Origin of the sequence: Prevotella sp. oral taxon 475 (assembly GCF_018127805.1) — a bacterium.
Lineage (GTDB): Bacteria > Bacteroidota > Bacteroidia > Bacteroidales > Bacteroidaceae > Prevotella.
Genome location: NZ_CP072334.1, coordinates 1873369 through 1886372, shown reverse-complemented (window position 1 = coordinate 1886372; position 13004 = coordinate 1873369). Strand labels below are relative to the sequence as shown.

Sequence of the window (13004 nt, the reverse complement as noted above, 5' to 3'; positions counted from 1 at the left end):
TTCAGCAACGTCAAAACATTTTTTTATTTGAAGATACAATGAAAAAGATTCCAAGTTTCACCATTGATCACAATCGTTTATTGCGCGGTATCTATGTCAGTCGGAAAGATTACGTAGGAAACGAGGTTGTTACCACTTTCGACATTCGTATGAAAGAACCCAATCGGGAACCCATTCTCGACCAAGGGGCCATCCATACGATAGAGCATTTGGCGGCTACCTTCCTGCGCAACGACCCCGAATGGAGCGATCGCATCCTCTATTGGGGCCCGATGGGTTGCCTCACGGGCAACTATCTCTTGGTGAAAGGCGACCTGCAATCGGCCGACATCGTCGACTTGATGCGCCGCACGTTCGACTTCGTGGCTCGCTTCGAGGGCGAAATTCCCGGTGCTGCACCCAAAGATTGTGGCAATTATCTGCTGCATAATCTGGCGGGAGCTCGGCTCGAGGCACGTAAATTCGTAGACGAGGTGCTCGATAGGCTCACCGATGATCACCTCTCTTATCCCCAAGAGGAGTAGGAGAGGGGGGTTACACCTTATTATATATAACCTATCTATTTGCCCATACGGCTCCATCGGTCAGCCTTATCGGCAGATACCTGTTATCATGGAATACCTATCGACCGATCGTTCCTTTTTCGCCTCCCGACAAAGCGGATAAAAACTTTTTCCAAAAAATCTTGTTTCCGGTTAAGTGTTTTTGCCTTGACGGGTGATTATAGATATAGAACACCGTAGAGAAACTGCCCGAACGACAAGAGGCAGCGACCCAATGAGACAAAGATCCTAAACGATCACCTTAAGAATATAACTAAAATAATTAACGCTTATGAAGTTAACTAAACTCGTAGGATTAACTCTTGCATCCTTGTTGTTAACAAGTGTGGTGCATGCTCAGCAGCCCTATGGCGGTTGTTGGCATCCCGACAAAGTGAGAAACTGGACGCCCCAAAGCGATCCGAATGCCAAATTCAACCGCAGCCGAGTGCCTTTAGCTCAGCGGTTTGTAGAGCCAGTGCCGATGAAGGCCAACAAAAACCAGCACTACGGTGGGCAGGTGACTAACGCATCTATCCTCTTTCCCACCTGTAGTTTGTGCCCATCGCAGGGTGCTAACAACTTTGTGGGCTATCAACCCACCTACTGGCAGTATATGGATAAAATGGTCTACTGGGCCGGTTCGGCCTCGGAAGGCATTATTATCCCACCTCCTGCCGGTTCGACAGATGCCGCACACCAAAGCGGTGTTAAGATGTTGGGACAAGTTTTCTTCCCGCCCGCAGCCTATGGAGGCAACAGAATGTGGGTGAGACAGATGCTTGAGAAGAAAGACGGTAAGTATATCTTCGCTAAAAAACTGTTTGAAATTGCTCAATATTTTGGCTTCGACGGCTGGTTCATCAACGAAGAGACCGGCGGTGGAAGCACTTCCGAGTGGGAACAGTTTATCAAAGAATTCAACGAATATGCCGATGCCGCAGGTCTTCCTCAAATGGAAATACAGTGGTATCAGGCTTTCGTCGGCGTGAACTCTACCATCCTGAAGACTCACAAAAACACTTCGCAGTTCATCGACTACGGACAGGTGAAAGATTATCGGTCTTATGCCTCGCAGTTGGGTTGTACCGAAGCGCAGACCATGGAGAAAATCTATGGCGGTATCGAAACGGTGATGGCGGGACTCACAGGTTATGGAAGCACGTTGAGAAGTGTTTTCAAGAAAGATGGCCATGTAGGGTCGGTCGCTTTGTTCTGTCCGGAGGAGCATATTTGGAAAGATAATGTTAAAACGCTTCTCAATACGGTAAACAATCAAGGCGAACAGGCCTACCAAGCCATGACTCGTACCTTCAACAACGAAGCTACGGTGTGGGTGAACAGCAGTCATGACCCCTCGTTAGAAGCCGACCCGTCTGGTGGTTGGGGTGGCTGGCCCGGTATTTCGGGTTGCCTCATCGAGCGTTCGGCCATCAGCAGCATGCCGTTCATCACATCTTTCTGTGTGGGAATCGGTAAAAAACGCTTCGTCAAGGGCGTAGAGAAAAATCAACAGGACTGGTACCACTCCGGCGTACAAAGCGTAATGCCCACATGGAGATGGTGGATCAGCCAGAAAGACGGTCTGGACGCTTACATCGACTGGGATGAGGCTTACAATTTTGGTAACAGTATCAAGATAGAAGGTAGCATTCAGCCCGGCGAACACCTTGTTCGTTTGTACAAAACGCAAATCAAAGTGGACAATGGTGGTAAACTGCGACTGGTCTACAAAACGTCTTTGGAGAACTCGGTAGAGGTGCGGTTGGGCACGGAAAGCGATGTGAACAACGGTATGGTAACTCTTTCGGGGGCTACAAAAACGGAGTCTAACGGATGGACGGTAGACGAATACGACTTGACACAGGTGAATGGTAAAACCATCTATATGGTGGCTCTGAACATCAAGAATGCCAGTGTAGTGTCGAACTATAAACTGCAATTGGGAGAACTCGCCCTTCTGCCGGCCAACTATGCACCGAAGGCCATGGAAATCTCTAATCTGAAGAACGAAACAACTCTTTTAGAGGCTGGTGGCGACCTGCGTATTACTTGGGATTGGGCAGACAATGCCGACCTTGACCACTTCGATGTTTATACCGTAACGGCAAATGGCACCGAAAAACTCGTGGGACAGACACGCGATGAAGCTTTCTATGTGCCTAAATTCGCGCGAAACGAGACGGATGAATATGTCAACGTGCGCGTGGTTCCAGTGATGAAAGATGGTACGGAGAAGGATGTGCAGGTGCTGAAAGTGGACTATCCGAAACTCACCGCACCGACAATCACCGTAAAAACCAGTAAAGGATATGCTAAAGTGGGCGATGTGATTGTGCTATCGGCTAAAGGAACAGGCAAACCCACTGCTTGGAAGTGGAAGCTTCCTTCGTCTTTAGAACCCGTAGGTGGCAGCTCTGCTTCGCTCACCACGCCCGAAATATCGGTAAAGGCCCTGAAAGAAGGACAACAGAAGGTGACCATCGAGGCCACCAACAGCGTGGGTACATCTTCTAAAGAAGTAACGGTGTGCGACGTGATGAACGAGGCCGAATTCAAACAAGTGAAGAACGTGGCCTTGAAGAAGTCGATACAGAGCTTCAGTGCTTCGACCAACGAGAAGGAAACGCCCAAAAATATTATCGATGGCGTGCAGAGTCCTTATTCTTATGAGGGCAAATGGTGCTGCATCGGTACGGATCACAACTGCGTGATCGACCTTCAGGGCTCTTATCGCATCTATGGTTTCAAGATTTTCGACTGCAAGGCTGGTCCGGAGAACAATGAGAACTTCGACAAATACCGCATCATGCTGAGCGAAGATGGCGTCAACTGGACTACGGCCGTAGATGAAACCGGACGCGAACGCGACAATGTGAAGACCGATAACATCGCTCCCATGCGGGCGCGGTACGTCAAACTCAATCCCTACTCGGAAGAAGGAATGACCTTTAGAATCTGGGAATTCGAAGTGTTTGGCGCAGATTTCAGCAACATGACGATGACGGCTCCCGAGCAACTCATTCTCAATGCCGGCGAGACACAGACCGTCACAGTGAAGTACGACCTGAACGGCGACATCCGTTCCTCGCTCTTTAACTGCAAAGCCAGTGTGATGAAAGGTCAGGTGACCATCGGTGCTCTCTCAGACGATGCCGCCTCGGGCACGATAACCTTCCCCGTGACTGCTTCGAACACCGTCGGTACGTCGGTGATCAAGGTGACCATCGACAACGGTGGGGCCGTGAAAGAGCGCAGTATCTCGGTGATTGTAGACGATCCAACGGCTAAGAACATTCTATCGGGTATGGAAGCAGAACTGCGTAAGTATGCTGTCGACTATTCGCCGGGTGCTGCTTACGAAATATTCCGCACCCACAAACTCACCGATGGTAACACCACTGAGGAGGCTTTGGAGGTGATCAACTCCTCGTGCAAGCACAAACAAGACTTCTGGGCTGTGTTCCAGGCTCCCGACATGTGGAATCTCTCGAAGATCAAGATCAGCATCCCCAATAACAACAGGGGCGAGAACGACAATGATGTAGCAGGTTTGGTCAACAAAACGATTGAGGTGATGGTGAGCAACAATGGTGTCGACTGGGAAACGGTTCACTCTTTCGACGACCTCGGAGAAGTTTCCACCCTGCAATACTACCTGCCGAAAGCCCGGAAAACGAAATATCTGGCTATCGTCTCTACACTCAATCCCTTCTTCTTCCCCTCGATTTCCGAGATAGAAGCTTTCGAACAGGCCAAGGGAACCACTTCGAGCGTTGTTCCGCTTAAGGTGAAACAGGGTTGGAATGCCGATGTCATCGTGGAAGCAAAGACTGCCCACGAGCATGCCAACAGCACGCTCGACAAGCAAGGATGGGTATTCTATACTTCGGGTGTGCAGGAGAAAGGTGCCATCAGTGACGAAACGGGCGTGGTGACCACCACCTCGGGCAACGAATATCAGCTGGCCGACTATACCGCTAACAATGCTCTGGTTCTGAAAACCACATTCACGTGGGGATTGCTTGAGTTTGAACAGCCCCAGAATGCTGAAGAACTCCATATCTTAGCCACCAGTACGAATGGCGAGAGTAGCTTGATGGCAATTCCGATCTACGACGACGGTGGGCAAGGAACGACCGAACGTTTCAATATAGACGATTGGTTTGGCAACAGCACCGGAACAGCTCTCTGGGGATTGGGTCGCATCAAGAAAGAAAAGGGTGGCGGATTCAAGGCCGACGACATTGACGGTCGTTACGAATTCCGACTCTTCGAGCACAAGATGCCCGTCGACGGAAACAGAAAGATTCAGTCGCTCAAGTTCCGCAGCACCAATGCGGGCTACGTTCCCACGATCTTGGCTATATCGATGAAGCCCGCTGTGGCCACAGGCATCGATAACGTGAAGAGCGATCGTTCTGCCGCCGTGACCGGTATTTATACCATCGACGGTATCAAGGTGAACGCCTTGGTGAAAGGAATCAACATCATCAAGTTGGCCGACGGAACAACAAAGAAAGTTTTGGTTAGATAATGATGATTTAACATCGAGAAGAGGGCATGCCGAGCAGGTGTGCTCTCTTTTTTTATCGATGAATTGGCAGGAGGGCAACAGAGGTCTTGCGATTCTCTTGATGATTAACCTTCCGTAACAAATTTGTTAAATCTCGCCCAACCGAGATGCGCTTTTCGGCAAAACTTTCTGCGTATCTCCTTTTTCGCCTCTGCGGAGTGCTGATTATCAAGGAATTACGAAGACGATTTTTGATACCTTTTTACTGCCGTTTCTTAACATTCCGGGAGGCTTAATGCCCCAAAAAGCACAGCGAGAACGTGTTCTATCGCGGCTGGCCTTTTTGTGTTTCTCCGCATTTTTCATACCTTTGTAAGGTCCAACGACATAGCAGAAGCGGATAGGAAAGGCTACATGTCGTAGGAAAAAACATACAGTAGAAAACGAATGAGAAAAACAACCCCCCTTTTGGTTCTTCCGCTGATCCTGCTTGGAGCAGGAGCGTGCACCTCGCACTATGCCATTACTGGCATGGAACGCACCCGAATCTTAATCGACAAACGTTTTGATGCCACGGAAGACTCTTCGGCCAAAGCGTTTCTTGCCCCCTATAAAAAAAAGGTAGACAGCCTGATGATGCCCGTTGTCGGACAGGCTGCCTGCAACATGTCGGCTGGCAGACCTGAGAGTAAACTCTCCAACCTCCTTACCGACATTCTCGTTTGGGGCGGTAAGCAGTTCGGCGAGAAGCCCGACTTCGCCGTCTACAACATCGGCGGTATGCGTGCCTCCCTCACAAAGGGTGACATCACCGTGGGAGATGTGCTTAACGTGGCCCCATTTGAAAATAAAATCTGCTTCGTAAGCCTCACAGGTGAAGAAGTACTCCAACTTTTCCGACAGATAGCACACCGTGGCGGGGAAGGTGTGAGCCACAGTGTGCGCATGCGCATCACGGCAGACGGACAACTCAGAAACGCTACCATCGACGGACAGCCTATCGATCCGAAGGCGCAGTATCGCATTGCCACCATCGACTATGTGGTACAAGGAAATGATGGGATGACGGCTTTCACAAAAGGCACCGACCTGGTTTCGCCGCAAACCGAAGAGAACAACTTGCGGTATTTCATCATGAATTATTTTCGCGAGTGTATGAAAGAGGGTGTGCCCGTCTGCGGCGAAATCGAAGGACGAATAACAATGGAATAGATCGATGAAAAGAAAACAAATTCTCTCTCTCCTGCTTTGCCTATTTGCTCTCGGGGCGATGGCGAAAAAGCAACTGGTGATTCTTCACACCAACGACACCCATAGCTGCATCATGCCACTGAGCGAAAACCTGGCCGATACGGCTATTGCCGGTCGGGGTGGTTTTCTGCGACGGGTGGAAATGATAAAAGAGGAGCGGCGAAAACATCCCGATCTGCTGTATTTCGACAGCGGCGACTTCTCGCAGGGGTCGCCCTACTACACGCTCTTTAAGGGAGATGTGGAAATAGAGTTGATGAATCGTATGGGTTGCGATGCCAGTACGGTGGGCAATCACGAGTTCGATTTCGGTATGGAGAATATGGCGCGCATCTTCAAGCGAGCCAAGTTTCCTATCCTCTGCGCCAACTACGACTTCACCGGTACGCCTCTCGAGGGAATCGTCAAGCCCTATACCATCCTTCGCCGCAATGGCATTCGCATTGGTGTTTTCGGCATCGACCCGCAACTCGAGGGATTGGTGTTGACCAAGAATTACGGTTCGGCTCGATACCTCGATCCTGCCCATACGGCTTTGCAGATGGCTCGGATGCTGAAGCGAGAGAAGAAATGCGATGTCGTGATTTGCATCTCGCACTTAGGGTGGGGTATTGGTGGCGATGACGACGAGAAGATGATTGCCGGCTCGCGCGACATCGACCTCGTCTTAGGCGGCCATTCGCACACGTTCTTTCAGGAACTGCACTACGCACCCGACTTGGACGGACGCCTTGTTCCTGACGACCAGAATGGTAAAAATGCTATCTACGTGGGAAAAATCGTACTCACCCTCGAGAAAAATAAAATCCGGAAGAAAGAATAAGGCTCTGAAGAGAAAAGGTTTTCGGAAAAACAATAAGATCTCTTCTTGCTTGATAGCCCTCTCGTTTGTTATTCGAAATAAAACGAGAGGGCTATCATTTTGCCGGTGGCTTGACGTACGGATCGGCTGTAGGGCACGAGATTCCGGTCTTTCTGGCGGTCGGCATGCCGAGGGTCGAGACAGTCGATGAGACTGAACATAAACTTGAGCTCGGGTCGCAGTTTGAAGTAAGGTAGATAGAAATCGCAGCCGATGCCCACTTCGGCAAAAAAATCGTGTCGTTTGAAACGAAGGATGGCCTGGTCGCTACCGCTGAGGTTGAGCATGGGGTTGAGCCCGACCGTGACGTAGGGGCGATGATTGTTGAAACGCGGTGCAGCGAAAATCAGATTCAAAGCCGACGAAAGATAAGCTGTCTTCAGGTCTTGCCGCTGTTCGATGGGTTGGCCAGCGGCGTTGGTCTCAAGAAGATTCTTGAAAACGAGGTGTCGATTGCCGAAATACATGGCGGGAGCAATGCGGAATTGGAAATGCCGGCTCAAGCGAAACTCGCCCAGTACGCCAACGGTAAAGCCAAGGTCGTATCGGTCTTGGTCGGCAGCGATGTGGGTTGTCACCACCGTTCCGTCTTCCCGTGTAAAAGGTTGCGGTCCGACGTTCATGAGTTCCACGTCTTGCACATGTGCCCCGACAACCACGCCGAAGTGGAAAGGTCGCAAGTCGGTGTAAGGTCGATTTTCCACTTTCCGTTCCTGTGCCACCGTCGTTCCTGTAATTATCAGCAGGCAGAATAATATGGATGCAACTTTCTTCATTCTGCTTATATCAACGTGTTTTCTACGTCTTTATTGCCCGATGGATGTTCACAGCTCATGAAGGAAGGATTTGTCTGGGTCGATTTGTCGAGAAATCGCTGCACGTCTTTGCAAATCTGGCGGAAGGGTTTGGAGTCGGTGTATACCTTGTTCTTTTTCAGCATCGGGACAATGTCCGTCAAGCAATGACTGTAGGACGAGAGTTCGTTGCGCATTTGGGTGGCGTGCACGGATAAACGGCGAATTTCTGTTTCACGGTCGCGCACAAGACAGTCGCACACCTTTGTGAGCAACGGAAGCACAACCGTGTCGAAGAGATGGTGTCCCTGGATGTAGAGATAAGTAGTGGATGGAGTGAGGCCCAACCGGCGCAGATCGGCCTCCACTTCGCTGTAGATCGACTCGGCGGTCGGATGTCGGCGTTTGAGCTGTTGTAGTTTTCGTTCCACCTTATGAGCCAGATGTGACAGGGCATCTTTGGATTGATGTAGAGGAAATCGGCCGAGCTCTATTGCGCGGTTGAAGTCGGTGAGGGTGAACTCGCGATGTCGTCCTGTGCGATAGTGCCAGATGTTCCAAACGAAGAGAGGGAAGATGATTTCGGAAAAGCGAGAGAGGAAGCCTATGAAATCGAAGAAAGAACGGTCGTTGAGGGTAACGGCGACGCACACCTCATGCAGTCCGGGGGCATAGCACTGTAGATTCTCGATAGAATAGGCATAGGTGTGGAAGACATAGGGATTGTCGAGGATGGCCGACGACAAAGGCGTGACACCTTGAAGAAAATAGTCATAGTCAGCATCGACGCAGGCAATGAGGCTCTCGCCCACCTTCTCGGCGAGCAGGCTCATCAGGGCAGCCTTCTTTCCGCGTTCCAGTCTCCCCTGCCGGGAGGGGAGCATCACCTCGAAATAACGATCGCTGTTTTCAAAACCGGCCAGCACCGTTCGCCAGAAATAAATGTCGTCATAACTCTCCACGTAAGCCACGATGCGTCGCGGCATGCGTTTTGACGTCATTTTGTTGGCCGCCTGGAAGTAGGCCGACGACAACTGTTCTTGCAATCTTTTTGCCATCTTGTATGCCCGGGTTGATTCAGTTCACGGTGATGTCCGACACCTCTGTCACCTTGTCCATCCATCCGTTCATGATCAGGGCCGGACTGTGAGTGGTGAGAATGATCTGAACGTTGGGATTGAGTTGGAGGATGAGGTCGATGAGCTGCTTTTGCCACTCGATGTGCATGCTCACCTCAGGTTCGTCCATGAAGAGGACGTAGGGCAAGCAGTCTTCCACAAGCACGGTCATCAGGATGACGAGCAGTTGTTTCTCACCGCTGGAGAGTTGGTAGGGGCGTAGGGTTTCGCCGATTTGCGAGAAGCACACCTCGTTTTCGGTTCGGATGATGGTCTTTCCGGTGTCGGCAAAAAGCCGGTCGATGAGGTCTTGAAACCGTTTTTTGGGTTCGCTGAGGGCCTGTGCTCGCTGTGCGGCATCAGGTGCGCCACTTTGCAGAACGTGGATGATGCGATTACCGATGTCCACTTGATAGTCTAAGTATTTGCGTTGCAACTGGAAGATTTGGAAGTCGAGTTCGGTGGCGATCACCAGACCCAGTTTCGAAACCAGTTCGGCGTTGATGAGCGGGCGGTCGAACGAGCGAATCACGTCGTAGCGAATGCGTGTTGCATCCGTAGGTTGAACTTTCAGATGGACGCCCTTGAGGAGGTTGCTGACAAAGTCGCCGCCCTGAGGCAAACACTTGACCACCTTATTGAGAATCGTACTTTTCCCTACACCGTTCACACCGCTCAGGACGTTCACCTGCCGGTTGAGTTTCCATTTCACATGTTTTCTACCGCTCCACAACGAGTCGATTTCAATCTCTTCAATATAGTCTGCGTATTTCTGCATAGCGTTATTTTTTTGTTGGTTCAAATGTAGCCATTTAATTGCAGACCCCATCACGTTTGTTTCCATTTTTGCGCTTTCGGCAGGTGCCGCCGCCTTGTTTCTCTCATTTTCACGCTTTCGGCAGGTGCCAATGCCTTGTCTTTCTCATTTTTGCGCTTTCGGCAGGTGCCGCCGCCTTGTTTCTCTCATTTTCACGCTTTCGGCAGGTGCCACCGCCTTGTTTCTCTCATTTTTGCGCTTTCGGCAGGTGCCGAAACTCCATCATACCTCTACTTTCTCCTCTTGACAGGCTGCCCGACGGATTTTTATTCGTACCTTTGCCGTCGGTTCTGACAGAAGAGCCGTAGAGAGAATCGATAATAGTAAATTAAAAACGATATATGATATAAGGTATGACAAACAGTAATTCATTCCCACGACACATCTTCCTACGATCGGCCGCTGCCGCTTTCCTTTTTGCCTTTGCAGCCATCATGCCTGCAGAGGGCAAAGAAATTTCGGCGCGCAAGGCCCTTGGTATCGCCAAAAGATACGTTACGCTCGAGAAAAAGGCCTACACGGCTCCCCGAACCCGAAGTGTGACGGGCAGCGCGGACGTCGAGCCGTTTTATATTTTCAACGACGCTAAGGGACGCGGATTCGTTGTCGTCTCGGGCGATGATGCCCTGGGTGAAGTGTTGGCCTATAGCCACTCGGGCCGACTTGATACGCTCCATACTCATCCCGGGGTGCAGTTTCTCTTGGAGGGCTATCGGGAAAGTTTCGCCCAACTTAAGAATCATCCCGCTGCGCAGACCGTTGCTGCTACGCGAGCCGCAGGAGGAGGGCAACGAGTGGCTCCGATGTTGCGGAGTGAGTGGAACCAAGATGCTCCCTACAATCTTAAGACCGGCTACGATTATACCGGCTGTGTGGCCACGGCTATGGCGCAACTGATGTACTATCACAAATGGCCGGCCCAAGGAAAGGGGCAGAATAGCTATCGGGTGACCTACGACGGGACGATGAAGAGTGCCGATTTCAGTCAGTCGCACTACGACTGGGACAATATGCTCCCCACTTATAAAGGCATCTATCCTCGAGCCACTGCCGCACAAGAAAATGCCGTGGCACAGCTGATGAGCGATGTGGGCATCGCCGTTTTCATGCAGTACACACCCTCGTCGAGCGGCTCGCAGAATATCAATGCCTATCGCGCGCTGAAAAATAATTTCGACTATTCCGCTGCCTATGTTACGAAGGCCGACGAGGGCATTGGCCGTTTCACCGACATTCTGCGGAAAGAACTGCTCAGTGGATTTCCTGTCTATCTCTCGGGCGACCCCAAACGAGGCTCGGGACATGCCTGGGTGACCGACGGATTTGATGGCGACGGACTCTTCCACATGAACTTCGGATGGGGCGGTTCGGCCGACGGTTACTTTTCGCTCCGAGCTCTGAATCTGTCGCAAACCGGAAATGAGTTCGGCGGCAAGCCTCTCACCTTTGGCTATCGGCTCACGGCCATCCTCGCGCATCCCAACAAAACGGGCATCGACCCCGTAGATGCCGATCTGTTGGAAGAGAATCCCAATCTCGCCTTCACTGCTGGCGGACGTTTTGTTCCGGCTTTCGGCGACGGGCCTATTGCTCGAACCTCCAAAATCGAGGTGCAGATGAGCGGTTTTACCAATCAAAGTTCCGACGTCTTTGTGGGCGACATCGGCGTGGGTCTCTTCGACGAGCAGGGAACGCTTCTTCACGTTTTCCCCTCTAACGATCACGACAATGGCGGGTTCACCCAGCAGCGTTTCGGACTCTATAACGAAGGGAAGATGCCATCGGGCGGACTTGTCGACGAGGTGCAAACGCTCAAGGTCGACCTCCAAACCCTCGCCGCAGGTCGTTACCGCCTCGTCCCGATGTGTGCCACTCTTGCCGGCGGACAGTGGGGCACTTGGGTGCGAATGAAAAAGGCTCCCAACATCGAACTTCAGCTCTCCGAGAGTCAGATTCGAGTGACCGAAGCCAGTGCCGCCTCGTACGCTTTCCAACTTGCCGGTCAGCCACAGCTGAGCAGACTTCTCACCCCCGGCGACGAAGTGAAAGTGACACTGCCTATCAAAAATCTCTACGGCGTGGGAATGGATGCCTTTGTGCGCCTCTCGCTCGTTGATGAAAACGACGTGGAAGTGGCCTCAGCCCGCAGTCGCTCTTTCGATTTCGAAAGCTTTGGCACCACTTCTGCCATGCTGAATCTAAAGGTTGGAGCTACCGTCGCTCCCAAACGCTACCGCGTCAAGCTCACCCTCGTCAAAGACGAAGGACAAAGCCCCGAGAACGATGCTACCGCTCCTCACTATGCTGTCAGAGACTTCCACAACCTCGAGGCAGCCTATATCACCGTAGACGTGCCCGAGAAGACATCGCCCATCCGCCAGGTAACTCCTTACGTTCAAGATAATGCCGGAGATGGCATCCCTGGCACAGGCATCAATCTGAAGCAAAACAGCCTGCTCAAGTTCGGCTGCCTCTTCTCCATCGCCGAGGGGCGTAGTTTCAATGGCGAACTGTCGCTCTCGCTGGAGGACGAACAAAGCGGGCAAATCATTCCGCTCACGACGCTCCAAAAGGACTACCATCTCTCTTCCAACGAACAGAGCAACATCATCACCGCATGGGTGAAGACCAGCACTTTCGCCGTGCTCAACAATCGCCGCTATCGACTCGTGTTGCAGGGTAAGACTGCCGGCACAACCGAAGACCTCTGGCCGGCACAACAGCCGCCCTTCTATCTCACCTTCGAAGACAGTCGATATACCACCGGCATCTCCTCGCTCTCCGGCAGTGAGACGGAAGCTGTTTCTTCCCCCGTCGTCCTTCACGATGGTCATCGGATAGAGGTGCGGGGCACGCATCTTCGCGAGGCGGATCTCTTCAACGTCAGCGGGCAACTCTTAAAACGCAGCACAGCTCCCGGTCAAGATTCGCTTCTCCTGTCTATCTCCGATGTCGCTCCCGGCGTCTACCTCTTGCGAATCGTCGCCGACGGAAAAACCTCTACGCATCGGTTCCTTAAACAAGATGCTGAGTAGAAAGGCTGAAGTCGCAAACAAAGAAGTGGCCTCCCAACAGGGAGGCCACTTCTTTGTTTGCCCAGCATG

General features: G+C 51.6%; 8 protein-coding genes. 5 read left to right on the top strand and 3 right to left on the bottom strand.

The genetic code is table 11. The features are described 5' to 3' along the window. Positions 1-38: 38 nt before the first annotated feature. The 4 genes from J5A66_RS07450 to J5A66_RS07435 all read left to right on the top strand — a co-directional run bounded on the left by J5A66_RS07450 (position 39) and on the right by J5A66_RS07435 (position 7132). Entirely contained in the window at positions 39-524 is a 486-nt protein-coding gene (locus tag J5A66_RS07450; protein ID WP_211790024.1) for an S-ribosylhomocysteine lyase, read from the top strand. A 310-nt stretch (positions 525-834) separates the two neighbouring features. Next, entirely contained in the window at positions 835-5079 is a 4245-nt protein-coding gene (locus J5A66_RS07445) for a discoidin domain-containing protein (RefSeq protein WP_211790023.1), read from the top strand. A 426-nt stretch (positions 5080-5505) separates the two neighbouring features. Then, a complete protein-coding gene (locus J5A66_RS07440; protein ID WP_211790022.1) occupies positions 5506-6270 on the top strand; it encodes a 5'-nucleotidase C-terminal domain-containing protein in 765 nt (254 codons plus the stop codon). A gap of 4 nt (positions 6271-6274) precedes the next feature. Then, entirely contained in the window at positions 6275-7132 is an 858-nt protein-coding gene (locus J5A66_RS07435) for a bifunctional UDP-sugar hydrolase/5'-nucleotidase (protein ID WP_211790021.1), read from the top strand. Positions 7133-7200: 68 nt separating this feature from the next. On the opposite strand, the gene J5A66_RS07430 is transcribed toward J5A66_RS07435, so the two are convergent. The 3 genes from J5A66_RS07430 to J5A66_RS07420 are packed head-to-tail and all read right to left on the bottom strand — an operon-like array spanning position 7201 to position 9861. Beyond that, positions 7201-7947 (bottom strand): porin family protein, encoded by a 747-nt coding sequence (locus J5A66_RS07430; RefSeq protein WP_211790020.1) that lies wholly within the window; start codon positions 7945-7947, stop codon positions 7201-7203. Between the two features lie 5 nt (positions 7948-7952). Further along, positions 7953-9023 carry a DUF4435 domain-containing protein gene (locus J5A66_RS07425; protein ID WP_211790019.1) on the bottom strand — a complete coding sequence of 357 codons (1071 nt, stop codon included), beginning with the start codon at positions 9021-9023 and terminating at the stop codon, positions 7953-7955. Between the two features lie 19 nt (positions 9024-9042). Then, complete coding sequence (locus J5A66_RS07420; RefSeq protein ID WP_211790018.1) at positions 9043-9861, bottom strand: AAA family ATPase; 819 nt, start codon at positions 9859-9861, stop codon at positions 9043-9045. Between the two features lie 392 nt (positions 9862-10253). Here J5A66_RS07420 and J5A66_RS07415 point away from each other — a divergent pair, with 392 nt between their 5' ends. Continuing rightward, positions 10254-12935, top strand: coding sequence for a thiol protease/hemagglutinin PrtT (locus J5A66_RS07415; RefSeq protein ID WP_211790017.1), 2682 nt, complete (start codon positions 10254-10256; stop codon positions 12933-12935). The last annotated feature ends 69 nt before the right edge of the window (positions 12936-13004 follow it).